Origin of the sequence: Sedimentitalea sp. XS_ASV28, from assembly GCF_041224545.1 — a bacterium.
In the GTDB taxonomy this organism is placed as follows: Bacteria; Pseudomonadota; Alphaproteobacteria; order Rhodobacterales; family Rhodobacteraceae; genus Sedimentitalea.
Window position 1 is genome coordinate 21,243 of the sequence record NZ_JBGFGP010000067.1, and the last position, 24,832, is coordinate 46,074.

General features: G+C 61.6%; 22 protein-coding genes. 11 read left to right on the plus strand and 11 right to left on the minus strand.

The window, feature by feature from the left end; genetic code table 11:
- The first annotated feature begins 82 nt into the window (after positions 1-82).
- Positions 83-289: a hypothetical protein gene (locus tag AB9K34_RS02880; protein ID WP_369952942.1), complete on the plus strand. Its 207-nt coding sequence runs from the start codon at positions 83-85 to the stop codon at positions 287-289.
- Positions 290-514: 225 nt separating this feature from the next.
- Here AB9K34_RS02880 and AB9K34_RS02885 read toward each other — a convergent pair whose 3' ends face one another.
- Both AB9K34_RS02885 and lepA read right to left on the minus strand, forming a co-directional pair.
- Positions 515-946, minus strand: coding sequence for a DsrE family protein (locus AB9K34_RS02885; RefSeq protein ID WP_369952943.1), 432 nt, complete (start codon positions 944-946; stop codon positions 515-517).
- A 266-nt stretch (positions 947-1,212) separates the two neighbouring features.
- On the minus strand, positions 1,213-3,012 hold the full coding sequence (lepA, locus tag AB9K34_RS02890) for a translation elongation factor 4 (RefSeq protein WP_369952944.1): 1,800 nt from the start codon (positions 3,010-3,012) through the stop codon (positions 1,213-1,215).
- Between the two features lie 127 nt (positions 3,013-3,139).
- Between lepA and AB9K34_RS02895 the strand changes: the two genes are divergently transcribed.
- From AB9K34_RS02895 to AB9K34_RS02905, 3 genes are all read left to right on the plus strand, one after another.
- Positions 3,140-4,978 carry a calcium-binding protein gene (locus AB9K34_RS02895; protein WP_369952945.1) on the plus strand — a complete coding sequence of 613 codons (1,839 nt, stop codon included), beginning with the start codon at positions 3,140-3,142 and terminating at the stop codon, positions 4,976-4,978.
- Between the two features lie 111 nt (positions 4,979-5,089).
- Positions 5,090-5,407 carry a hypothetical protein gene (locus tag AB9K34_RS02900; RefSeq protein ID WP_369952946.1) on the plus strand — a complete coding sequence of 106 codons (318 nt, stop codon included), beginning with the start codon at positions 5,090-5,092 and terminating at the stop codon, positions 5,405-5,407.
- Between the two features lie 75 nt (positions 5,408-5,482).
- Positions 5,483-6,475, plus strand: coding sequence for a LysR family transcriptional regulator (locus AB9K34_RS02905; protein ID WP_369952947.1), 993 nt, complete (start codon positions 5,483-5,485; stop codon positions 6,473-6,475).
- Here the strand turns inward: AB9K34_RS02905 and AB9K34_RS02910 are convergent.
- Complete coding sequence (locus tag AB9K34_RS02910; RefSeq protein ID WP_369952948.1) at positions 6,472-6,906, minus strand: low molecular weight protein-tyrosine-phosphatase; 435 nt, start codon at positions 6,904-6,906, stop codon at positions 6,472-6,474. The two genes, AB9K34_RS02905 and AB9K34_RS02910, sit on opposite strands and share 4 nt — an antisense overlap.
- Before the next feature lie 41 nt (positions 6,907-6,947).
- On the opposite strand from AB9K34_RS02910, the gene AB9K34_RS02915 reads away from it, so the two are divergent.
- Positions 6,948-7,658, plus strand: a complete 711-nt coding sequence (locus AB9K34_RS02915; protein ID WP_369952949.1) for an NAD-dependent deacylase — start codon at positions 6,948-6,950, stop codon at positions 7,656-7,658.
- Between the two features lie 148 nt (positions 7,659-7,806).
- On the opposite strand, the gene AB9K34_RS02920 is transcribed toward AB9K34_RS02915, so the two are convergent.
- The 4 genes from AB9K34_RS02920 to meaB form a co-directional block, all read right to left on the minus strand.
- Complete coding sequence (locus AB9K34_RS02920; protein WP_369952950.1) at positions 7,807-8,298, minus strand: copper chaperone PCu(A)C; 492 nt, start codon at positions 8,296-8,298, stop codon at positions 7,807-7,809.
- Between the two features lie 47 nt (positions 8,299-8,345).
- Positions 8,346-8,681: a hypothetical protein gene (locus tag AB9K34_RS02925; protein ID WP_369952951.1), complete on the minus strand. Its 336-nt coding sequence runs from the start codon at positions 8,679-8,681 to the stop codon at positions 8,346-8,348.
- Between the two features lie 112 nt (positions 8,682-8,793).
- The gene (rpmB, locus tag AB9K34_RS02930; protein ID WP_369952952.1) at positions 8,794-9,081 is read right to left on the minus strand and encodes a 50S ribosomal protein L28; all 288 of its coding nucleotides are present in this window, start codon (positions 9,079-9,081) and stop codon (positions 8,794-8,796) included.
- Positions 9,082-9,314: 233 nt separating this feature from the next.
- Entirely contained in the window at positions 9,315-10,292 is a 978-nt protein-coding gene (gene meaB / locus AB9K34_RS02935) for a methylmalonyl Co-A mutase-associated GTPase MeaB (protein WP_369952953.1), read from the minus strand.
- A gap of 99 nt (positions 10,293-10,391) precedes the next feature.
- On the opposite strand from meaB, the gene hrpB reads away from it, so the two are divergent.
- Positions 10,392-12,854 (plus strand): ATP-dependent helicase HrpB, encoded by a 2,463-nt coding sequence (gene hrpB, locus AB9K34_RS02940; protein ID WP_369952954.1) that lies wholly within the window; start codon positions 10,392-10,394, stop codon positions 12,852-12,854.
- A gap of 10 nt (positions 12,855-12,864) precedes the next feature.
- Here hrpB and AB9K34_RS02945 read toward each other — a convergent pair whose 3' ends face one another.
- Together AB9K34_RS02945 and AB9K34_RS02950 are read right to left on the minus strand one after the other, a co-directional pair.
- Positions 12,865-13,770, minus strand: a complete 906-nt coding sequence (locus AB9K34_RS02945) for a LysR family transcriptional regulator (protein ID WP_369952955.1) — start codon at positions 13,768-13,770, stop codon at positions 12,865-12,867.
- Between the two features lie 6 nt (positions 13,771-13,776).
- A complete protein-coding gene (locus AB9K34_RS02950) occupies positions 13,777-13,971 on the minus strand; it encodes a YqaE/Pmp3 family membrane protein (RefSeq protein ID WP_369952956.1) in 195 nt (64 codons plus the stop codon).
- A gap of 85 nt (positions 13,972-14,056) precedes the next feature.
- Between AB9K34_RS02950 and metF the strand changes: the two genes are divergently transcribed.
- Positions 14,057-14,923: a methylenetetrahydrofolate reductase [NAD(P)H] gene (metF, locus tag AB9K34_RS02955; protein ID WP_369952957.1), complete on the plus strand. Its 867-nt coding sequence runs from the start codon at positions 14,057-14,059 to the stop codon at positions 14,921-14,923.
- A gap of 58 nt (positions 14,924-14,981) precedes the next feature.
- The gene (locus tag AB9K34_RS02960) at positions 14,982-15,467 is read left to right on the plus strand and encodes a PaaI family thioesterase (protein ID WP_369952958.1); all 486 of its coding nucleotides are present in this window, start codon (positions 14,982-14,984) and stop codon (positions 15,465-15,467) included.
- Between the two features lie 9 nt (positions 15,468-15,476).
- On the opposite strand, the gene AB9K34_RS02965 is transcribed toward AB9K34_RS02960, so the two are convergent.
- Together AB9K34_RS02965 and AB9K34_RS02970 are read right to left on the minus strand one after the other, a co-directional pair.
- Positions 15,477-16,556, minus strand: a complete 1,080-nt coding sequence (locus AB9K34_RS02965) for a DUF2235 domain-containing protein (protein ID WP_369952959.1) — start codon at positions 16,554-16,556, stop codon at positions 15,477-15,479.
- On the minus strand, positions 16,531-18,831 hold the full coding sequence (locus AB9K34_RS02970; RefSeq protein WP_369952960.1) for a xanthine dehydrogenase family protein molybdopterin-binding subunit: 2,301 nt from the start codon (positions 18,829-18,831) through the stop codon (positions 16,531-16,533). The genes AB9K34_RS02965 and AB9K34_RS02970 overlap by 26 nt, the downstream gene beginning before the upstream one ends.
- A 205-nt stretch (positions 18,832-19,036) precedes the next feature.
- Between AB9K34_RS02970 and AB9K34_RS02975 the strand changes: the two genes are divergently transcribed.
- From AB9K34_RS02975 to AB9K34_RS02985, 3 genes are all read left to right on the plus strand, one after another.
- Positions 19,037-22,153 carry a valine--tRNA ligase gene (locus AB9K34_RS02975; protein ID WP_369952963.1) on the plus strand — a complete coding sequence of 1,039 codons (3,117 nt, stop codon included), beginning with the start codon at positions 19,037-19,039 and terminating at the stop codon, positions 22,151-22,153.
- Positions 22,154-22,527: 374 nt separating this feature from the next.
- On the plus strand, positions 22,528-23,478 hold the full coding sequence (locus tag AB9K34_RS02980) for a hypothetical protein (protein ID WP_369952961.1): 951 nt from the start codon (positions 22,528-22,530) through the stop codon (positions 23,476-23,478).
- A 169-nt stretch (positions 23,479-23,647) separates the two neighbouring features.
- A complete protein-coding gene (locus AB9K34_RS02985) occupies positions 23,648-24,724 on the plus strand; it encodes an IS1182 family transposase (RefSeq protein ID WP_369952962.1) in 1,077 nt (358 codons plus the stop codon).
- The last annotated feature ends 108 nt before the right edge of the window (positions 24,725-24,832 follow it).

A 24,832-nucleotide genomic window follows, 5' to 3' on the forward strand; every position in this document is an offset into this window, starting at 1 on the left:
GGCGGCTTATTAGCTTTTTGTTAATCTTTTTGTCAGACTACTTTAAAATCAAGTTCCTGTGACTCGGGAGACACAACAGCAAATGCTGGCGCATCTTGTCCTTTCCATAGCCTTCGGGCTTATCGGTGCCCTGACCGGGGCGTTGACGGGGGGCGGGCTCGGGTCGATTTTACTCTACTATTTCGTAGGGGGCTGGGCCGGTTTCATAGTCAGCATCGCATTGCAACTGATCCTGAGCAGCGCCTTTCGCACGGCGGCGGCTACGAACGTGCGCCGGGCCACCTCCTGAACGGGGCCCTGCATCCTGCTCTTCGAAACAACCGGCTTCGCGGACTGTCAAAGAACCGCATGGCAAAGTGACCACGACAGCATCGCTGCGTGTTGACCCCGACGACATGCAAGAGCGCACCTGTGCTCGGAAATTCACCCGGAACTGCTCTCCGCCCCTGTCTGGTAGCGATGTCCGCGCAAATGGCCATGGCCAGGCGACGGAACCCGGGTGGCCGGAAAATGATCAGGGCCGCACATAGGCATAGCCCTGCTCCTGCAATTCAATCAGCCGCACAACGCCCGAGGTGACGATCCCGGCCTCGTCCAGCAGGTCCAGTTCCTTTCCGGCCTTTGCATTCATCGCGTTATACGTGTTGCCGCAGGCCGCAAACGAGAGGTTGTCGATCTCAAGGCTCATCACGCTGATCCGGTCGGCGACGGGACTTTCATCCGCCAGCAACATGGCCAGCCCCGGACCATAGGCGACCACCTCGATCACCGCATCATCGCCCTGACTTTCGTAATAACGGGTGACATTCGCCACATTGTTCAACGTCATGTTCATCACCTGCGCGTCGTTTTCATCGACATGAAAGACGATGCGATGTGTCTTGCCCTCGGCCAGCGCCCCGGTGGCAAGGCTCAGCGCAAGCAGGCTCGCGGCAACAATTTTCATGATAGACCTCCCAATATCCTGCCGAACATAACCGCAAGCCGGACCTGCGCCCAGACACGACAGCGTGTGCCTGCACCCCGTGATTGGCGCGAACTCGGAAAACTCTGGCACAAAATCGGATTGGGTTCGGGCCAGAGACGATTATATGAGAGTCATCGCAAAGCCAACACACTCACGAACGCGATAGGCAGCGCAGGGAACGACATTATCGGCCCTGACGCTGCCGTTACGATCCCGCCCACAGGGCATCGGCCCGTGCGGCTGCCTTACCCATCCATCTTGAGGGCCGAGATAAACGCCTCCTGCGGGATGTCCACTTTCCCGAACTGGCGCATCTTCTTCTTGCCCTTCTTCTGCTTCTCCAGCAGCTTCTTCTTGCGCGTCGCGTCGCCGCCATAGCATTTCGCGGTCACGTCCTTGCGCAGCGCGGACAGGGTTTCGCGGGCAATCACCTTGCCGCCGATCGCCGCCTGGATCGGGATCTTGAACATGTGGCGCGGAATCAGGTCCTTGAGCTTCTCGCACATGGCCCGTCCGCGCAGTTCGGCACGGTCGCGATGCACCATCATCGACAGCGCGTCCACCGGCTCGTCATTCACCAGCACCGACATCTTGACCAGATTATCCGCGCGATACTCGGTCATCTGATAGTCAAAGCTCGCATAGCCCTTGGTCACCGATTTCAGCCGGTCATAGAAATCGAAAACAACCTCGTTCAGCGGCAGGTCATACACCACCATCGCCCGCGATCCGGCATAGGTCAGGTCCATCTGGATGCCACGCCGGTCCTGGCACAGCTTGAGCACATCGCCCAGATACTCGTCCGGAACAAGGATCGTCGCCTTGATCCGCGGCTCTTCGATGTGATCGACCACGGACAGGTCCGGCATGTCCGCCGGGTTGTGCAATTCGCTCATCGAGCCGTCCTTCATGTAGACGTGATAAACGACCGACGGCGCCGTGGTGATCAGTTCGATATCGTATTCGCGTTCGATCCGGTCCCGTATGACCTCAAGGTGCAGGAGACCGAGGAATCCGCAGCGAAAGCCAAAGCCTAGAGCAGCAGAGGTTTCCATTTCAAACGAGAACGACGCATCGTTCAGAGCCAGTTTCTCGATTGCGTCCCGCAAATCCTCGAATTCGGCGGAATCCACCGGAAACAATCCGCAGAACACCACGGGCACCGAGGGTTTGAAGCCCGGCAGTGGCTTGTCGCAGCCTTTCTTTTCATGGGTGATCGTATCGCCCACGCGGGTGTCGCGTACCTGTTTGATCGACGCGGTCAGAAATCCGATCTCGCCGGGGCCGAGCTCGTCCACAACCTGCATCTGCGGACGGAACACCCCGATACGGTCCACCAGATGAGTCGAACCCGACTGGATCATCCGCACCCGGTCGCCCTTTTTCAGAACGCCGTCCATGATCCGGACCAGCACGATCACGCCCAGATAGGAATCATACCAGCTGTCCACCAGCATCGCCTTGAGCGGCGCGTCGCGGGTGCCCTTGGGCGCGGGAAGCCGATGGACAATTGCCTCCAGCGTATCCCGAATGCCGACACCGGTCTTGGCACTGACACGGATCGCACCGGATGCGTCGATCCCGATCACGTCCTCGATCTGCTCGGCGACCCGGTCACATTCCGAGGCCGGCAGGTCGATCTTGTTCAGAACCGGCACGATCTCGTGGTCGGCCTCGATTGCCTGATACACGTTGGCCAGCGTCTGCGCCTCGACACCCTGTGTCGAATCGACCACCAGCAACGAGCCTTCGACCGCGCGCATGGAGCGGCTGACCTCATAGGCAAAGTCCACATGGCCCGGCGTGTCGATCAGGTTCAGCACATAGCTCTCGCCATTATCCGCGAGATAGTCGATGCGCACGGTGTTCGCCTTGATGGTGATGCCCCGCTCGCGCTCGATATCCATCGCGTCGAGCAACTGCTCTTTCATGTCCCGGTCCTGAACGGTGCCGGTCTCTTGAATCAGGCGGTCTGCGAGCGTGGATTTCCCGTGATCGATATGCGCGACGATCGAGAAATTGCGGATATGTGCGAGGTCTATCATGGCGTGGATATGAGCGGGAAACAGACTGTCGTCAAGCGGGACAATGATTTGGGCGGCTTTTGTCGTTGACAGCAAGAATGGTGGTTTTCTAGCCTTCGGCCAGAGATATTTTGTTCAGGATTTGAAAATGCCCGTAATTGAAATCGACACGCTGCAGCGTGTGCGCGACATGACATACACCCACCCTTACGGAACCGGCTATTTCAGGGCGGGACGGATCGATTCCGTCAACGTTGCCGGCCAGGATTTTCTGGTGATGGCCTCCGAGGGCGACGGCTTTGGCGTCGCCACGATCGGCTCCAACGGGGCGCTCGATTTCGTCGATGCGTTCGGAGTGAACTACGAAAGACTCGAGGGCTGGGCTTTCGGGTCCACTACCATCGCCAGTATCGAGAAGAATGGCGAGACCTTTGTATATCTCAGCGGTCGGGCGCGGCAGTTGGTGGATAACCGGGATCACAATGAAAGCGGGCTGCTGGTTCTCAAGATCGACGACACCGGCACACCCGACGTGCTGCAATACCGACCGATATCCGGCGCACCCCAGGGCTATGGCTCCACAAGCTCGCTCGGGTCGGACCCCAAGATCATCAATGTCGGGGGGCGGGATATTCTCGTCTCTTCCGATGATGCCCGCAACGGCACAGGCGACGGCGGCAGTTTCGAAACCTTTCAGATCCGAGCCAACGGTACGCTCAAACCACTCGCCAGTTCGCAGCCCTTTGTCTACGATTTCGAAAAGAACGACGTGGTCACGGTTGACGGAAAGGCATTTGTCATCGCGTTTGGCCAATACGATGTTGCGCCGTTGCAGGTCCTTCGCCTGTTCAAGACAGGCGTCATGAGGCCGGTTTTCGAACTCCCGACAAGCGACACCGCGATCTACAACCGGATCACCACGGATCTTGAAACGGTCGAGATCGGCAATCGGTCGTTTGTCATCGTGTCTGAAGTCACCCGCGGAACCATACTGGTTTACGAAATCTTGCCGAGCGGGCGTTTGCAACTGGTCGAGCAAGAAACGCCCGACACGGGCGACAGCTGGCGATACTCGGGCGCGCTCGAAGTGTTCGAGGAAAACGGCGACGCCTATGTCGCGGCCGCCTCCGGCACCGGTATCGGTGTGTTCCGGATCTCGGACGGGGGCGCATTGATCCAGGTTGACGATTTCCGACCGGCGACCGCGATGGGCAACAATGCCGACCTCGAGGCGCGGGACATCAACGGGAGCCAATATCTGTTCGTCTCGTCCAACGCCACCGACGAAATCCGTTCGCTCCGTTACGTGGCCGTGGACGACAGCATAAACGGCAACAATGGCGCCAACAGGCGAAAGGGCACAGCGGAAGACGACCAGATATACGGGCGCGGCGGGAATGACGTTCTGCGGGGATTGGATGGTGACGATCTGATCGAGGGCGGCAACGGGCGCGACAAGCTTGTCGGCGGCGATGGCGACGACAACCTGTTTGGTGGCGCCAGACGGGACAAGCTGCTGGGGGGCAACGGGAACGATTTCCTGTTTGGCGACTTCGGAAACGACATTCTGTACGGAATGGCAGGCAACGATTATATCAACGGAGGAACGGGCGATGATCTTGTGAATGGCGGCACCGGCAATGACCGGCTGTTCGGAGCAAGCGGGAATGACATCCTGAAGGGCGGCGATGGTATCGACGTGCTCACCGATGGCGCAGGTTTCGACCAGATGACCGGCGGCACCGGCGCGGATGTTTTCGCGTTCTGGAAAGACGGCAACCGCGATGTGATCTGGGATTACGAGGATAATCTCGACCGGATCGACCTGACCGAATTTGGCCGCGATCTGGAGTTCTCCGACCTTTCGATCAGGCAGGCCGGCAATGACGTCAGAGTCAGGGTGATGGGCGAAGTGATCGTTGTGAAATCGGCTGACGGGCAGATATTCGACTATGAACTGAGCCTCGGCGATTTCGTCTTCGCGTGATCCGGACATGGGCGAGCGACGACGCGATTGATCGTGTCGTCCTGTTCAGTCATACTGCGCCGCAAAGTCGGACAAGGGGCACCAGACCCCGCAAGGCGGAGAAGGCAGGATATGAAACACGCGATTGCAGTACTTTTATGCGCAGGAACGCTGACATGGGCAGCCCCGGAACCGGTGTTCGCCGCCAACGGGGCCATCGAACGGGCGTGCCGCACATCCGGGCGCAACAGCGCCACGCCGCGGCTCTGTGGCTGCATCCAGGCCGTTGCCAATCACACTCTCTCGCGTTCCGAACGCAGACGGGCAGCCAAGCTCTTCAAGGATCCGAACATGGCGCAGGAAATCCGCCAGTCGGACCGGCGCAGCGACGAGACATTCTGGAAGAACTACCGCGCTTTTGGCGATCTCGCCCGCAGATCCTGCAGTTGATCGGACGGCGCGTTTCCACGCTTGACCGTACGTTTCCGCAGTTTCACAAAAGGTAAAACTGTTGGAGCCCTGTCCATGCTGACCAAAGGCGTCACCCTGCGCGGTCTCGAAGTGTTCGAGGCGCTTGCCGCGACCGGTACGGTCGCACAGGCGGCCGCGCGGACCGGGCTGAGCCAGCCCTCGGTGAGCCAGCAGATGCGCAATCTCGAGACCGCGCTCGGCACCGATCTGGTCGATCACACGCGACGACCGATGCAACTAACCCCTGCTGGGCGCAGTTTCCTGGCTCGTGCCGAGGCGGCATTGACGCAGCTCAGGCTGGCGCAAAGCGAATTGACAGTGATGGATCTGGGGCATCTCGACACGTTGTCGGTGGGCTTGATCGACGATTTCGACAACGACCTGACGCCGCGCCTTGCGACGATCCTGGCCGACAGCCTCGTGGGTTGCCGGTTCAAGCTGATTACCGCTCCAAGCCTGGAATTGTGCGCGGCGGTGCAGGACGGGCGCTATCACATCGCCGTCACCGCCAGCGCCGGTCCCACGCCGGACAACGTCATTGAATATCCGCTCGTCCGTGATCCATTCATCCTGATCGCGCCAAAGGATGCGGTCACCTCCATCGAAGAGATCGCGGCGCAAGACCTGCCGCTGCTGCGCTATGCCGGCGAGCAACTGATTGCGCAACAGATCGAGACCCATCTCGCACACCATCAACTGAGTTTCGAGCATCGCTTCGAGATCGGCAGCCACCTTGCGCTGGTGGCCATGGTCGCGCGGCGCATCGGCTGGGCCATCACGACCCCGCTGGGCTACATGCGCGCCCAACGGTTCCATGACGACATTGATGCCTTTGCCCTGCCCTTCGGCTCTTTTGCGCGCACGATTTCGCTCTTTGCCGGGGCGGACTGGGCCGACCGGGTGCCGCGCGACGTGGCCGATACGGTCCGGCGGCTGGTTCAGACCCAGATGATCACCCCGGCCCTGGGGCGGTTGCCGTGGCTTGGCGACAGCCTGCGCATCATCGATGAGACGCCAACAGAACCCGCCAGTTTTCGGCTGGGTTAATTCAGCGCCTCTGCCAATCCCTGCGCCGCGGCCTCGATGATATCCAGCGCCCCATCGAAATCGCGTGTGTAATACGGGTCCGGCACGGCGTTGGCCGTCGATCCATAGTCGGTCAGCAAATGTACCGGTGTGGCCGCATCCTGCGGGCGCAGCGCCTCGATATCGCGCAGGTTATCCGCATCCATCGCCAGGATCAGGTCGAACCGGGAAAAATCCTTCGCCGTGAACTGTCTCGCGCGCAGGTCATCCATCGCGATCCCGCGTTTGCGCGCGGCGTCCTGCATCGGGCCATAGGGTGGTTCGCCCATGTGATAGCCGGCTGTTCCCGCGCTGTCGGTGGCCAGGTCGGGGCGAAGTGCACGGAACACCGCTTCGGCAGCGGGCGAGCGACAGATATTCCCGAGGCAGACGAACAGAACACGGGTGGTCATGGCGATCTCCTTTGGCCACAGTGATAGGCAAAGGAGACAACATGGGAAAGATCGTGATTCTGACCGGCGCGGGCATTTCCGCCGAAAGCGGGCTCGGCACCTTTCGCGACGCGGACGGGTTGTGGGCGCGTCACTCAATCGAAGATGTGGCGACGCCCGAGGGCTTTGCCCGCAACCCGTCATTGGTACACGACTTCTACAACGCCCGCCGCCAGCAGGCCGCCTCCGCCCCGCCCAACGCCGCCCATCGCGCGCTGGCCCGGTTACAAGCCGGGTGGCGCAACGACGTTGTGATCGTGACCCAGAACGTGGATGCCTTGCACGAAGCAGGCGGTGCACGCGATGTCATCCATATGCACGGCACACTGGCGGGGGCGCTCTGTGCGGCCTGTGGTCATCGCTGGCCCGCTCCCGACACGATGAGCCCGGACGACCTGTGCCCGCGCTGCGGTGGCGCCTCGACCCGGCCCGACGTGGTCTGGTTTGGCGAGATGCCGTACCACATGGACCGGATCATGGATCACCTTGCAGGCGCGGACCTGTTCGCCGCCATCGGGACCTCCGGACAGGTCTATCCGGCCGCCGGGTTCGTGCAGGAGGCCAGCGCAGCCGGCGCGCATACGCTCGAAATGACCCTAGAAGCCTCGGATGTCAGCTTTGGCTTTGCCGAAAGCCGGCTCGGCCCGGCCACCCGCGTCGTCGTGGATTGGGTGGCCGATCTAATCGGCGACGAACCGGCTGCGGACGGATAGAGCGTTTCGCGATTGACTTGAAACATCTCGCATCAGCTAACGCGTTGAAATCTTTGATTTCAGGCAGCGTTAGATGATTCAGGTTTATCGCGAAACGCTATAGACCGCTCACCATTGCCGCCCGGCTTTCCGTTCGCGTGCTCGCGGGTCAGTTGCCCTTGCTGCCATGCGACATACCGCCGCCAGCGGGTTTGCGCTCGAGATCCACCGGCACCTCGATCACCACCTCCCCGGCCCTTTCGAATGTCAGGGTCAGCGGGATGATGTCACCATTCTCCAGCGGTTCCTTCAGCCCGAGAAACATCACATGGTCGCCGCCCCGCCGGAGTTCGTGCGAGTCGCCTGCGGCAACCGGGAAACCGTCTTCGACCTCACGCATCTTCATCACGCCATTGGTATCTTCCACATGGGTGTGCAGTTCCACACGCTCGGCAATGTCGGATGCAGCAGCGATCAACCGGTCATCCTGATCGCTGCCGTTGTTCAGCACCATGAAGGCCGCGCCCGAAGCGGAATTCGCGGTCGAGCTGCGCGCGTAGGGGTCGGTGACGCTTATTTTCGCGGTGTCGTCGCCAGCCCAGGCGGTCCCGGCAAGTGTCAGCAGGGCCGCAGCGGCCAGCAGGTTCTGTTTGATGGACATGGTGCCATTCCTCTTTCGTGAAACAAGTCTGATATCGTTTGTGAAGATCAGCTCGCCCGGGGAGGAGCCCGCGTGCGTATCATGCGCCGCGGCACCGACTCGTTTTGCAGATCGGCCCGGACCGGCGCAAGGCGGCGCGGATGCGCGACATGCCGCTCCAATGATTGCGGCTCCGGAACGTCGAAAAGCAGCGAAAGCGCGAAATCCGGACACAGTTGCGGTGGCCCGACCGGCGCGCCGCTGTCGTCCACGTAGACCATGACCGGACCGTTGCCGGTACAGAGTTCGATCTGTCCGGCCGGTCCCGGCGCACCACGCGCCATGGCGATGGCCTGACCGGTCAGGACCACAAGCGCGACAAGCGCAGCACTGATATGTTTCATTGAAACGGGCCGCATGGCGCGCCCGGTATAGGCACCGCAAAGCGCGCAGCGCAAGCGCAAACAGCCCCGCGAAACCGCGAGGCTGTAAGTCAAATCCGCGTTGGGATCAGGCTCAGGCCGAAGCGGCCGCCTTGGCAATCTCTTTCTTGATCTTCAAAGCGTTGGCCGACAGTTCGTCGTCCTTGGCCTTGGCAAGAAACGCATCCAGCCCGCCACGATGATCAACGCTGCGCAGCGCCGATGCCGAAATCCGCAGCTTGACGCCACGGCCCAGGGTTTCGGACTGCAACGTCACATCATTCAGGTTCGGCAGAAACCGGCGGCGGGTTCTGTTCTTGGCGTGGCTGACATTGTTGCCAGTCATCGGGCCTTTTCCGGTCAGTTCGCAACGGCGCGACATGTCAGGTACCTCGTCTAGTGTCCGATACGGCCACGCCGTATCACAATGCAAAAGGGCGCTGCACTTGCCGCGCCCGAAATCTGTTCGGTGCTGATAGTTGCAAAGCCCTGCCCCGTCAAGCCGCCCATGCGCTGAAACTCGGCCCGGTTTGCCGCGTCACGTGAAAAATTGCGGTGCGACAGGCCGTTGATGCGCCGGCCCGCAGCAGTCCGGCACCAAAACGGCGAATCGGCTCAGCGCGACAGGTGCTCTTGCAGGACCTCGCGCGCCGCCGCCGAGGGTGTCATCTCGCCCTTCGCGACCAGGTCACCCAGCCGTTGCATTTCGCTGCGCACCGCATCTTCCTGCAACTGCGCCAGCAGGGCCTGGCGCACATCCTCGTTGAACCAGTACCGCGATTGCGCCGCGCGACGGCCATTCCAATGGCCGTTCTCCTTGCGCCAGCCAACGAGGCTCTGCATTTCGCCCCAGGCTTCGCGCAGCCCGCTTTCCTCCATCGCCGAGACCATCATCGCCTTGGGAAAGCCTTCCGGGTCCTGCACCCGCTTGCGCAGCAGCCGCAGCGCGCCGGCGTAATCCGAACAGGTCCGGGTCGCCGCCGGTTTCAGATCGCCATCCGCCTTGTTCACAAGGATCAGGTCGGCCATCTCCATGATGCCCCGCTTGACCCCCTGCAATTCGTCGCCGCCCGCCGGTGCCAGCAGCAGCAGGAACAGGTCGCTCATCTCGGACACCACGGTTTCCGATTGTCCCACCCCGACGGTCTCGATCAGCACCACGTCGAATCCCGCCGCCTCGCACAGCGACACCGCCTCGCGCGAACGCCGCGCCACGCCGCCCAGATGGGTCTGGCTGGGTGACGGGCGAATAAAGGCCGCCGCTTCCCGGCTCAGCCGGTCCATGCGGGTCTTGTCGCCCAGGATCGAGCCGCCGGAACGGGTCGAACTGGGATCGACGGCCAGCACCGCAACCCGCAAGCCCTGCCCGATGAGCATCATGCCGAAACTCTCGATAAAGGTCGATTTGCCCACCCCCGGCGTACCCGAAAGCCCGATGCGCAAGGCTTGTCGTCCGTGCCGGCCCAGCCATTCCAGCAGGTCGGTCGCCTGCGCCCGGTGATCGGCACGATGGCTCTCGACCAGCGTGATGCCACGCGCCAGCGCCCGGCGCTCTCCGGCAAGAATTCGATTGCCCAGATCAGTAATGTCCATGCCTGCTCCGCAACTGCCCTTCCGATACATGCCGCGCCATGTGGGGTATTGTCCAGAGCACCGCTGGACGCCGCGCCGGGGTTTGGCGATAAGACGGCCATGAACCGCCCCGCCCCCCTGCCCATCGACGACGCGCTGCCCGAACTGGTCGCGGCGATGCGCAGCCGTGGCCGCGCAGTGTTGCAGGCCCCGCCCGGCGCGGGCAAAACCACCCGCGTCCCCCTCGCCCTGATCGAGGCCGGTCTTGGTGCGGCGGACCGGCGGCTGATCCTGCTGGAACCGCGCCGCCTTGCCGCGCGGGCCGCCGCCGAACGCATGGCAGACACCTTGGGCGAGCCGGTTGGTCAGACGGTTGGCTACCGGATGCGGGGCGAGGCCAGGGTTTCTGGCAACACCCGTATCGAAGTGGTCACCGAAGGTATCCTCACACGGATGTTGCAATCCGCCCCGGACCTGCCGGGCATTGGCATGGTGATCTTCGACGAATTCCACGAACGCTCGCTGAATGCCGATCTCGGGCTGGCACTCTGCCTTGAGGTGGCGGAAGCGCTGCGCGAGGATCTGAGGCTGCTGGTCATGTCGGCGACGCTCGATGCCGACCCGGTGGCCCGTCTCATGCAGGCGCCGATGGTCACATCCGAAGGCCGCAGTTTTCCGGTCGAAACCCGCTGGCTCGACCGTCCGTTGGCTTCGGGCGCGCGCCGTGATGCGGCGCTGGTCGATCTGGTGGTGCAGGCCGAGGCCGAAACCCGCGAGACGGGCGGTGGCCTGCTGGTGTTCCTGCCGGGCGAAGGTGAAATCCGCAAGGCCGCTGCCGCTCTCGCGGCGCGGTTGCCTGCGGATTGCGTGATCCGCCCGCTCTTTGGCGCCATGCCATTTACCCGGCAACGCGCCGCCGTCGCGCCGGAGGACACGGGGCGCAAGGTGGTGCTTGCCACCTCGATTGCCGAAACGTCGCTGACCATTGCGGACATTCGCGTGGTCGTGGATGCCGGACAATCACGGCGCGCGCGGTTCGATCCCGGCTCGGGCATGTCGCGGCTGGTGACGGAACGCGTCACCCGCGCCGAAGCCACGCAACGCGCGGGCCGCGCCGGGCGGGTTGCCGAGGGCGTCTGCTATCGCCTGTGGACGCGGGGCGAACAGGGCGCGCTACACGCCTTTCCACCCGCCGAGATCGAGGCCGCGGACCTGACCGGTCTGGCGCTGGAACTGGCGCAATGGGGCGCGGATGAAGCGGATCTGCCATTTCTCACCCCGCCGCCCGAGGCTGCGCTGGCCGAGGCACGCGCGCTTCTGTCGCTGTTGGGGGCGCTGGACCACGCTGGCCGGATAACCGAACACGGTCTGGCGCTGGCCAGATTGCCGCTGCATCCCCGGCTCGCGCATATGCTGACCGTCAGCGGGCCCGAGGCCGCCCCGCTCGCCGCATTGCTGGCCGAGCGCGACCCGCTGCGAAACGCTCCGGTTGATCTTGCCCTGCGGCTCGCCGCGATGCGCGATCCCAAGGGGTTCGCACAAACGCGCCCCTACCCTGTCAACTCTGGCGCTCTCACCCGGATCCGAACGGAAACCGCGCGCCTGAATAAGGTCGCTTCTCCCGGTCGCGCCGCCATGTCACCTGCAATGATGGTCGCGCTCGCCTATCCCGACCGGATCGGACAAAGGCGCAAGGGCGATGCGCCGCGCTATGTTCTGTCCGGCGGCAAGGGCGCCATTCTGAATGACGGCGATCCGCTGGCGAATGCGCCCTATCTCGTGGCGATCGACACCGACGGCAACCCGCGCGAGGCCCGGATCAGGCTGGCGGCGCCGATCAGCGAAGGTGAGATTCGCGACCTTTTCGCCGATCGGATCGGCTGGCGCAATCTCTGCGAATGGTCACGCCGCGACCGCCGCGTCGTCACGAGACAACAGGAATGCCTTGGCGCGTTGATCCTGCAAGATCGTCACTGGAAGGGCGCGCCCGATGATCTTGTCGCCAGGGCCATGCTGGACGGCGTGCGCGATCTGGGTCTGACGCTGTCGGGCGCCGCTGCCCGGCTCGCCGCGCGTGTCGAGCTGGTGCGCGCCACGGGGGCCGATCTGCCGGATTTCTCCGAGCCCGCACTGCTGCAACGCATCGACGACTGGCTGTTGCCGATGCTCGGCGGCACGCGCAGCGCCGATGACTGGAAACGGTTCGACCTGCTCCCGGCCTTGCGCGCCGCGCTGGACTGGCAACAGACACAACTCATCGACACACATGCCCCCGGCCATTTCAAAACGCCGCTGGGTCGCAAGGTGCCCATCGACTATTCCGGCGAGGACCCCGAAATCGAGGTCCGCCTGCAAGAACTGTTCGGCGTCACCGAGCACCCGGCAAGCGCCGGGGTGCCGCTCAAGATCACGCTGTTGTCGCCCGCGCAACGACCGATCCAGATCACCCGTGACCTGCCCGGATTCTGGTCAGGTTCCTATGCCGATGTGCGCAAGGACATGCGCGCGCAATATCCGAAACATCCCTGGCCCGAAGACCCGACCGAGGCCGATCCGACCCTGCGGGCCAAACGAAGGAAATAGATCTGTCCGATCAGAGCGCCTGCAACTTGCGCGCCTCCACGCGCGCGAGGTCGATCAGCTCGCGCATGAACGGCTTGTCCATATCCTCGCTGCGCACCGCCGCGTAAAGCCGGCGGGTCACACCCTGCTCGGTCAGGGGCCGGGTCACGTAATCAGACGAATACTTGACCTCGCGCACCACCCAGTCAGGCAGCACCGACACCCCGCGATTGGACGCGACCAGCAACAGGATCACCGCGGTCAGTTCGACCTGCCGGATTGCCGCCGGTTCGACCCGCTCGGGGATCAGCAACTGGCTGAACACGTCCAGCCGCGCCCGGTCGACCGGATAGGTAATCAGCGTCTCGCCCCGGAAATCGGCCGCCTCGACCCAGGGTTTCGCGGCCAGGGGATGTTCGGCCGAAGCGACGAAAACCGCCTGGTAATCAAAGAGTTCCACGAATGTCACGCCCGGCAGGTCTTCGGGATCCGAGGACACGACCAGATCGACATCCTCTTTTTGCAGCGCGGGCAGCGCGTCAAAGGCCAGACCGGGACGGATATCCACATCCACGTCATGCCAGTTCTTGCGGAATGCTTCGAGAACCGGGAACAGCCACTCGAAACAGGCATGACATTCGATGGCGATATGCATGCGCCCGGTCTTGCCCGCGCGCAGGTTCGAGAATTCGGACAGCGTGGCCTCGACCTGTGGCAAAACCTGCTCGGCCAGTCGCAGCAAACGGAACCCCGCCGCCGACAGGGTCATCGGTTTCGAACGCCGGATAAACAGTTCGACCCCCGCCTGATCCTCCAGCCCCTTGATCTGGTGGCTCAGCGCGCTTTGGGTAATGTTCAGCTGATCCGCCGCACGCGCGAGCCCGCCGCATTCGTGAATCGCCTTGATGGTGCGAAGATGCCGGAATTCCAGATGCATGGGCGTCTATCGCCCGTCTTTGTGCATCGCCGAAATCTTCTTGTCGGTGTTGTATTGGCTCAACGCATAGACCGCCCAGATTGCCGCGGGAATCCAACCGATCAGAGTGATCTGCAAGAGAAGGCACAGAATTCCCTGAAACGGCCGTCCAATGGTAAAGAAGACCAGGAAGGGCAGCAGGATAGCGATAATCAATCTCATGTTTGGCTCATGTTGTTCTTGAGAATTATGAAATTGTCTCACAAAGCGCCACGTGCCACAAGGGACGAAATCAGAGGATGCAGTCATGACCGTTCCCGCAGTTTCGTTTGAATTCTTCCCGCCCCAGAACCTTGAAGGATCGTTCCGGCTCTGGGACACCATACAGTCGCTCGCGCCGCTCGGCCCGCGCTTTGTTTCGGTCACCTATGGCGCCGGCGGCACCACGCGCGATCTGACCCGCGATGCGGTCGCGACCCTGCACAAATCCTCGGGGCTGAACGTCGCGGCGCACCTGACCTGCGTCAACGCCACCAGGGCCGAGACACTGGCTATCGCCGACGATTTCGCCGAGGCCGGTGTCACCGATATCGTGGCGCTGCGCGGCGACCCGCCCAAGGGCAGCGGTGCCTTTGTCCCGCATCCGGAGGGGTTTGCCAATTCGGTCGAACTGATCGAGGCGCTGGCGGAAACCGGGAAATTCAACATCCGCGTCGGGGCCTATCCGGACAAGCACCCCGAGGCCGCCGATTTCAAAGCCGATATCGATTGGCTCAAGGCCAAGATCGACGCCGGTGCCGGTGAGGCGCTGACCCAGTTCTTTTTCGAAGCCGAGACATTCTTCCGCTTTCGCGATGCCTGCGCCGCCGCAGGGATAGACGCCCCGATCATCCCCGGCATCCTGCCCATCGAGAACTGGAAAGGCGCGCGCAACTTCGCCCGCCGCTGTGGCGCAACCATTCCGTCCTGGGTCGAGGATGCGTTCGACAAGGCATTGCGTGACGGACGCGAAGACCTGTTGGCGACGGCGCTCTGCACCGAGCTTTGCAGCAACCTGATCGACGGTGGCGTGGACAAGCTGCATTTCTACACACTGAACCGTCCGGAACTGACCCGCGATGTCTGCCACGCGCTTGGCGTGACGCCCAAGGTGCAACTTCAGAACGTAGCGTAACGCTTGTCGAACCCGGTTCTGTTGTTACCGTTCCGGAAACAGCAGCGCAGGGATCGACATGAAACTCGCCGACGATTTTTCAGACCTGCCAAGCATGGCCGACGTGGTGTCCATGTCCGGACTCGAATTCATGCAAGGCATGCTTGCAGGCACCGTTACCGGCCCGCCTATTGCCAGCACCCTTGGGTACGTGCTGCACAGCGTCGAACCCGGTCGCGTGATCTTTCGCGGCACGCCTGAATTCAATGCCACCAACCCGATGGGTACGGTGCATGGCGGGTGGTATGGAACGCTGCTGGACAGCGCAATGGCCTGCGCGGTCATGACCACGGTGCCAAAAGGGTCGGTCTATACGACGCTGGAGTACAAGATAAACATCACACGCGCGATTCCCCTGGGCATGGCAATAGAATGCACCGGCGAAATCGATCATGCCGGCCGCTCGACCGGTGTCGCGCATGGCGAGATCCGGGGCGTGGACGATGGCAAACTTTACGCCACCGGGTCGACCACCTGCATCATCATGAAGATGAGCGACCGCTGAACCGAAAGACTATTCTGCCCCGCCCGACCGCAATCGGGGCATGATCACAGCCGCCCGCGTCAGAACCTCGGGGCGGACAGAAGGGTGGATGCTCTCTGACGGGTCGCGGCCCACGACACGCGCGCGGCGCAGCAGGAAGATCTTGCCCCAGCCATGCCAGGTTCCCTGCGACGGCGCATCCGGATCAGTGTGGAATCTTGCCCGCCAGGAGGCCGGCAGCGGCAATCCACATTCCTGCGCATGTTCAAGCATCCACACCAGCGAGATATTGGCCAGGGGACGCGCGGGTTCATAACCGTTCAGATGACCGCCGATGTCACCATGGGTGCCCCGGAACCAGACCTGTTCGACATGGCCGGGAAAGTCGGGCGCGCTGTACCAGAGTTCGGGCGAATAGGCGCGCCGGGTCTCGTCGAGCGCAAGCGCCTGGAACCCGTTTCGAATGCTTTTGCCCAGTTGGTGATTGTGAAAGGCGTGCTGATCCTCCGAACTGCGCCAGAGCAAAGGCAGCTTGAACCCCAGCGCCTTGACCGTGTCCCAGACCCCGATCATCTCGATCGGCACATCCGGATGACAGAACGTTTCCTTGAACCGGCCCGCCTGCTGCGTCAGCGGATAGTATTGATAATGCCGATAGGCGTTCCGGATATTGCGCACCGTGGCGTGCTGCGCGCGCAACAGGCCGACCATGTCGATCACCCCGGCGAGCGAGCGTACCGCAAACGCCCCGCGGGAATAGCCGAACAGGAAAATCCGGTCGCCGGGGCGATAGCGCGAGGCGAGATAGCCATAGGCACGACGGATCTGGCGGTTGATGCCGCGCCCGAGCATGACGTCCACCGTCCCACGCCAGCCGTTCCATTGCACCCCTGCCTCATAAAACACCGAGACCTGCGAGCCCATCTCGCGGCACAGACGGTAGGTCATGCCCGCATGGGTTTCATAACCGGGTTCAAGCGATGAAAGCGTGCCGTCGAGGATGATCACATGGGTGAGCCGCCCGCGCGGCTTGACCTCGGCGGAATGCTCGGAGCGCAGTGGCCGCCCGAGCCATCCGAGTAGTTTATTTCTCAGCCGCGACAGGTTCATTCTGCAACAGGCTCCAAACTCTCATCGGTGTAAACGGCATGTCCGCCTGCCGCACCCCGCGCACCCACAGCGCATCCTGGACCGCATTGGCGACAGCGGCCATCGACCCGACGGTTCCCGCCTCGCCACAGCCCTTCATGCCCATCGGGTTGGCGGTGGACGGAACGGGTTCCGAGGTGAATCCGATCATCGGCACGTCGCCGGCGCGGGGCAAGGCATAATCCATGAAACTTGCCGTGAGCAGTTGCCCCTCCGCATCATGGACAACATGTTCGCAAAGCGCCTGCCCCAGCCCCTGCACCACACCGCCATGCACCTGACCTTCGGCCAGCAACGGATTGATCAGATTACCGAAATCATCAACCACAGTATAGCGGTCGACCCGCACGACACCGGTTTCGGGGTCCACGACCACCTCGGCCACATGCGCACCGTTGGGAAAGCTGCGCGCAGGCAGCGTCGCGCGGGCGGCGTGATCGAGCAGATCCGCACGGCCATCGGCGCGCGCCATCTCCGCCACTTCGAGCAGTGATGGTGTCATGTTCGACCCCGCCGCGCGAAAGGTCTCGTCATCAAAGCTCAGATCGGCCAGGTCCACGCCCAGCTTGTCGGCAAGGTAGGGCATCAGGGCCGACATCATCTGTGCCACCGTCGCAAGCATCGCGTTGGCCTGCGTCGTGACCGAGCGCGAACCGCCGGTGCCGCCGCCCTGGGGGATGATGTCGGAGTCGCCCTGCACGACACGGATGCTGGCCACCGGGATGCCGGTCTGATCGGCCAGAAACCGCGCATAGACGGTCTCATGCCCCTGTCCGTTGCTCTGGGTGCCGACATGGATACTGACAGTGCCGTCCTCCTCGAACACGATACGCGCGCCTTCGGAAGGATCGCCCAGAATACTTTCGATATAGTAACAGAGCCCCTGCCCGCGCAGCAGCCCCCGCGCCGCATCGGCATCGCGCCGCGCCGCAAAACCTGCATGATCGGCAGTTTGGGCGGCCCGCGCCAGCACCTTGTGAAAGTCACCGACATCATAGGTTTCGCCAGTCGCGCTCAGATAGGGGAACCGGTCGGCGGGGATGAAGTTGCGTCGGCGCAGCTCCCACGGGTCAATGCCCAGTTCGCGCGCCGCGCGGTCCATCGCCCGTTCCAGAACATAGATCGCCTCGGGGCGACCGGCACCGCGATAGGCGTCAACCTGCGTCGTGTTGGTATAGAACCCCTCGGCGCGCATCCAAACGGTCTGAACATCGTAACACCCCATCAGGACACGGGAAAACAGTTCGGTCTGGATCGGCTGGCCCATCATCCCGTTATAGGCGCCAAGATTGATCCGCGAGTGAACGCGATAGGCGGTGATCCTGCCATCGCCGTCAAAGGCCAGTTCCGCCAGCGTTGTCAGGTCGCGCCCGGCATTGTCACTCAGCATCGATTCCGTGCGCTCGCCCATCCAGCTCACCGGCCGCCCGAGCGTTCGCGCCGCATGTGCCACAATCCCGTATTCCGGATAGGGCATCACCTTCATGCCAAATCCGCCTCCCACGTCCGGGATGGTCACGTGAACCGCATCGGGCTGCAATCCCAGCATGGTGGCGAGCCGGTCCTTCATCGCCCAAACCCCCTGCCCGCTGAATGCAAAGTGCAGTCGCGCACCATCCCAATCGGCACGGCACCCGCGCGGCTCCATGGAATTGGTGATGATCCGATTGTCTTCGACCTCCAGCCGGACCACGCGCGCCGCCGCCTCAAACGCTGCGTCGGTGGCATCCCCGTCGCCTGTTCCCCAGTCAAAGGCACGATTGTCCGGTGCCTCGGGATGCAGTGTCTCGCCTCCGGCGCGCACATCCAGCTTGACCGGCAATTCATCTATCTCGACCACGATCATTTCCGCCGCGTCACGCGCAGCGTGCAGTGTTTCGGCAATCACGGCGACGATCGGTTCCCCGACAAATCGCACGCGGTCAGAGGCCAGAATGGGCCGCGCAGGCGCCGCACCCATCGTGCCGTCGCGGTTCTGGACAAGATTGGCCTCGATCCGGTTCGTTCCTCCCGCCGCGGTCAAATCCGAGGCCGTCACCACGAGATGCACCCCCGCGGCCTGCTGCGCGTCGCCGATGTCCAGCGCCGTGATACGCCCGTGCGCGACCTCGCTGCGCAGCACGTAACAGTGCAACGCCGATGCCGTGTCACCATCGGCGATATAGTGTCCCGAGCCGGTCAGGAACCGCTTGTCCTCGATCCGTGTCACCGATTGGCTTTTGCCGAACTTGTCCATTGGGATGTCCTCTTTCGCTGCGACCGGAGACTAGATCCAGCGCGCGCAATGTCCAGCCGCGCGACCGCCCGAATGCAGCACAGGGCCGCAAAAACCGTCCGGGCCGACCGGCATCGACCACGCCCGCCAAGAAAAGCTGATGTCGCGCCTTCCCCTTGCCCCCCGGTTTCGCTAGATGAAGCGCGACGGAAAAGGGATCAGCGTTATGGCGATGAACAAGACTTTCGACGCGGCAGAAGCCGAAGACCGCCTGTATCAGGCGTGGGAAGACGCGGGCTGTTTCAAGGCCGGCGCAAACGCCTCGCGCGCCGAAACCTACTGCGTGATGATCCCGCCCCCCAACGTCACCGGCAGCCTGCACATGGGCCACGCCTTCAACAATACGCTTCAGGACATTCTGGTGCGCTGGCATCGGATGCGCGGTTTCGATACGCTATGGCAGCCGGGACAGGATCATGCGGGCATCGCCACTCAGATGGTCGTGGAACGCGAACTTGCCAAGGACGGCAAGCGCCGCACCGATTTTGCGCGCGCTGATTTCATTGCCAAGGTCTGGGAACAGAAGCAGAAATCCGGCGGCACCATCATCGGACAACTCAAGCGCCTTGGCGCCTCGCTCGACTGGTCGCGAAATGCCTTTACCATGTCCGGCGCGCCCGGCGCACCGGAGGGTGAAGAGGGCAATTTCCATGATGCGGTGATCAAGGTCTTTGTCGACATGTACGAAAAGGGCCTGATCTATCGCGGCAAGCGGCTGGTCAACTGGGATCCACATTTCGAAACCGCGATTTCCGATCTCGAGGTCGAGAATATCGAGGTCGCCGGCCACATGTGGCACTTCAAATATCCGCTCGCGGGCGGCGCGACCTATACCTATGTGGAAAAGGACGAGGACGGGAATATCGTGCTCAAGGAAGAGCGCGACTATATCTCGATTGCAACCACCCGGCCCGAGACCATGTTGGGCGACGGCGCGGTTGCGGTGCATCCATCGGATGAACGTTACGCCCCAATCGTCGGAAAACTATGTGAAATCCCGGTCGGCCCAAAAGAGCACCGGCGCCTAATTCCGATCATCGCCGACGATTATCCCGATCCCGATTTCGGCTCGGGTGCGGTCAAGATCACCGGGGCGCACGACTTCAACGACTATCAGGTCGCCAAGCGCGGCAACATCCCGATGTACAGCCTGATGGACACGCGCGGCACCATGCGCACCGACGGCAAGCCCTATGCCGAAGAGGCCGCGGTCGCGCAGGCCATCGCCGATGGCAATCAGGATTTCGACGAGGCCACCATCGCGGCGATGAACCTGGTTCCCGATGAATATCGCGGGCTGGACCGGTTCGAGGCGCGCAAGCGCGTCGTGGCCGACATCACTGCCGAAGGGCTGGCGGTGATGCACGATGTCACCAGAACCGACCCCGAAAGCGGCGAGGCCGTCACCGTGGCCGAGCCGCTGGTCGAGAACAAACCGATCATGCAGCCCTTTGGCGACCGATCGAAGGTTGTCATCGAACCGATGCTGACAGACCAGTGGTTCGTGGACACCGACAGGATCGTCGGCCCCGCTCTGGACGCGGTGCGCAATGGCGACGTCAGGATCGTGCCCGAACGCGAGGAAAAGGTCTATTTCCACTGGCTCGAAAACATCGAGCCGTGGTGCATCAGCCGACAGCTTTGGTGGGGGCACCAGATCCCGGTCTGGTACGGTCTGGATCTGTCCGCACCCGGATTTCGCGACGACGAGAACGACGGCACACTCGATCTCGTGGAACTGCACCGGCTGCTGATCGACGGCGGCATGCTGCATGCCGGTGCGGTGATGCATTGCGCGCCCTCTTTTGAAACGGTGCAGGACGCCTTTCGCGACGAAATCGCCGACACGCCGGTGCCGATCAATCATGCCGCCATCGTCGAAGTGGCCGACAAGAACGCGGCCATTCACATGCTGGCCGAGAGTCTGGCACAATACGGGCTGGATCAGGATCCGACGAAACTGGTCTATCCGGTCTGGCGCGATCCCGATGTGCTCGACACCTGGTTCTCGTCGGGGCTCTGGCCGATCGGAACGCTGGGCTGGCCCGAGGATACGCCGGAACTGGCGCGGTATTTTCCGACCAGCGACCTGATCACCGGCACCGACATCCTGTTCTTCTGGGTGGCGCGGATGATGATGATGCAACTCTCCGTCGTCGGGCAGATCCCGTTCGATACCGTCTATCTGCATGGCCTCGTGCGTGACGCCAAGGGCAAGAAGATGAGCAAATCCGTCGGCAACGTTGTCGATCCCCTTGGCGTGATCGACGAATATGGCGCCGATGCGCTGCGGTTCTCGTCGGCGGCCATGGCTGCACTCGGCGGCGTGCTCAAGCTCGATATGGAACGGATCAAGGGCTATCGCAACTTTGGCACCAAGCTCTGGAACGCGATGCGCTTTGCCGAAATGAACGGCGTTTTCGAGGTATCGACCGATGGCCTGCCCCGGCCTGAACAGGCGCTCAACAAGTGGATTGTCGGCGAGACCGCAAAGGTGCGTGTCGAGGTGGACGAGGCGCTGGAGAACTATCGCTTCAATGATGCCGCGGGTGCGCTATACGGTTTTGTCTGGGGCAAGGTCTGTGACTGGTATGTGGAATTCTCCAAACCGCTCTTGCAGGAAGATAACCCGGCCCGCGAGGAAACCCGCGCCACGATGAAATGGGTGCTCGACCAATGCCTGATCCTGTTGCATCCGATCATGCCGTTCATCACCGAAGAACTGTGGGGCACCTCGGGCAACCGCGATGGCATGCTCATGGTGACGGACTGGCCGACCTATGACACTGATCTGGTGGACGCGGCGGCGGATCACGAAATGAACTGGGTGATCGCGCTGATCGAGAGTGTTCGCTCGGCCCGGGCGCAGATGCACGTGCCCGCCGGTCTCTACGTGCCGATGCTGGTCACCGAGATCGACGCACAGGGCCGCGCCGCGTGGGCGCGCAACGAGGCGCTGATCAAGCGGTTGGCGCGGATCGAAGAGCTGAGCGAAGCCGAGAGTCTGCCCAAGGGCACCGTGACGATTGCCGCAGAGGGCGCGAATTTCGGCCTGCCGCTGGCGGGGATCATCGACATCGCAAAGGAACAGGCCCGTCTGGAAAAGACGCTTGGCAAACTGACCAAGGAACTGGGCGGCTTGCGCGGGCGCCTCAACAACCCGAACTTTGCCAATTCCGCACCGGAAGACGTGGTTGCCGAAACCCGTGCCAACCTCGCCGCGCGCGAAGCGGAAGAAGGCAAGATCAAGGAAGCGCTGGCACGTCTGGCCGAACTGGCCTGAGCGACCGCGCCCCGCACCGGGGCATATCCCGCTGCCCCGGCCTCCGCTCGGAGACGCTCTGTCCGCCGAGGACGGACGACAACCTGCCGACACCGGTCGCGCAACCACGCCGCGCGACGATAACTGCCTGATAAGAGCTAAAGATCGGCTTGAGCCCAAACCTACCACGTTTCTGCTGCGTAGCGAATGTCCGGTCTTGGAAGGGTGGCCAATAAAGCCCAGACGAATCGTACGAGCAAAGCTCGAAACAAGTGAATTGGGTAAAGCTATGTCGTCGAGGCAGCGAGAAGACCATGACACACACTCAGCTTGTCAGCTATTTCGATTGCCCCTACCCTTGCAAATATTGATGTTGGAAGTGACTGACTGCTCTGATGCTAGATGAACTTAGAAAAATTCTGGGGGAACGATTTAAGCGACTTGGCGTGGTTGGTCCCAGCTTTTTAGCGATCAGCGCCGTCATTGGCGGATTCATCGGTAGTGCACCAACAGAGAAAATTCCTGATGTAGTAAGAGTTTTCTTTGTCTCTCTCACATGGATGTTATTTGCGTTTGGAATTCTTACGATCGTCTTACGTCTGGTTTCTGGAGCATTTTCTACTAGACCTGCCAAAGGTTTAATTGATGGAATGGCAGCAGGTTTGGTTGCTGGATTTGTAGGGGGTATGTTGGGATATGCGGGAGCAACGCACATGCATATGCCCGGTTTCGAGCCCATGGAATACGGATCACTGTGGAGCAGGTTGCTGCCTATAATAGTGTTCTCTGTGCCACTTGGTGGTATCGTAGGAATGGCATTGGATTTTGCTCATCCATCCACAGATTTTCACATCAAGAAATATATCGGTGCGATACTGTTGGGTTTGGCATCGACCGCGATTGTTCTCGGTGGGTTCGTGACCTTCATGGCCCCTGTAGGCCAAGAGCATGGCATCCAGTTCCAACACCTTCAGGTGATTTATGAGGTGTATTTACTCTCATTCACTGCGTTGGTCTTCATCGAAAAGAGCGATGAGACGAAAGGCCGACTAATAGTATTGGCAACCCTTTTAGTTTGTACCGTTTTCTGGAGATTGGCTTCTTGGTTCATATATGTTGATAACCCCTATCAGCCCTTTTTTCCAAATGACGTTTTGCCAGCGATACCCTTCCGTCTGTACACGGTCACGATGCAAGACACGGACGGCTTGGCCCGCTTCTCCTCAGAAAACCTTGACGATGCACTAGCAGCCACAACGATGATGGGTATACCTATTTTCTGGGTGCTCGTTACATATTTCGTTGCTTGGCGTGTTGTTCTACCAACAGTTCTTTCCCGAAGGTGAAGCCCGGCTCAAACAGTTCGCTTTGCGCCCTTTCTACACTGTGCGAGATTTGCCAAGACCCAACGTCTTCTACCACTGTCAGAAACCAGCGATGCTGGTGAAAAACTCCGGTCTTGATCGAGGCTCAAGCGGCTGATTCACTTGCCATGTTGGCGGGGAGGATCAAGCGATGATGGGACGGCTGGAGATGCAGGAGAACCTGTTCTATCGGTTTCGGATCGAGGATCACGTCCCCCAGGATCATCTCTTGCGCCGAATTGATTGGCTGCTGGATTTCGATGCAATCCGCGCGGAACTGGCAGCACTCTACAGCCACACAGGCCGTCCGTCCGTCGATCCCGAGCTGATGCTGCGCATGCTGTTGATCGGCTATCTTCACGGCATCCGATCCGAGCGCCGATTGGTCGAGGAAGTTCATCTCAATCTGGCGTACAGGTGGTTTTGCAAGCTTGGGTTGGAAGGCCGGGTGCCGGATCGTTCGACCTTTTCCAAGAACAGGCACGGGCGTTTCGCTGACGGCGACGTGCTGCGCCGCTTGTTTGAGAATGTCGTGGAAAAGTGTATCGGCTTTGGCATTGTTGGCGGCACGGACGCGGCCATCGACGGCAGTACCATCGAGGCGGATGCCAACCGGGATCGCAGGGATGCACCTGACGCGGTTCAGAAAATCTGGTCACAGAAGGATCAGGTGCAGCGCCCGGTCGCTGACTATCTGGCGCAGCTGGCTGACGTCGATGGGGCAGCACAATCCGGCCCCAAGAGGAAGTCGCCCAAGTATATCTCGGAAACCGATCCGGAAGCGGCTTGGTCGCTGAAGGATGGTCGAGGCCGGTTCAGCTACGAGACCAACTATTTGGTCGATACCGATCACGGCATCATCATGGATGTCGAAGCCACCCCCGCCCGGCTCAGCCAGGAAATCGTCGCGGCGAAGGCGATGCTGGCTCGCTGCAAGGAACGGCATGACTTCCGCCCGGACAGGGTGGCAGCAGATGGATCATATGGCACGGGTCCGTTCCTGGCCTGGCTTCTGAAGCGTGAAGTCACTCCCCACGTGCCGGTCCTGGACCGCCAGCATCAGACCAAAGGCAAGTACGACCTCAGCCATTTCCAATATGACCCCGAGCGCGACAGCTACACCTGCCTCGAAGGCCACGAAATGCCATTGCGACGGATCAAGCAGGCCGGACCGGGTCAAAAGCTACTTCGCCGGATGACCTGCCCCCCGCGAAATCCCTCATCATGATGTAGAGTCTGCCCAACCTTGAAGGAGCAGACGAATGCGAAAGAGCCGTTTTACCGAGGCGCAGATTATCGGGATGATCAAGGAGCAAGAGGCGGGCATGCCGACGGC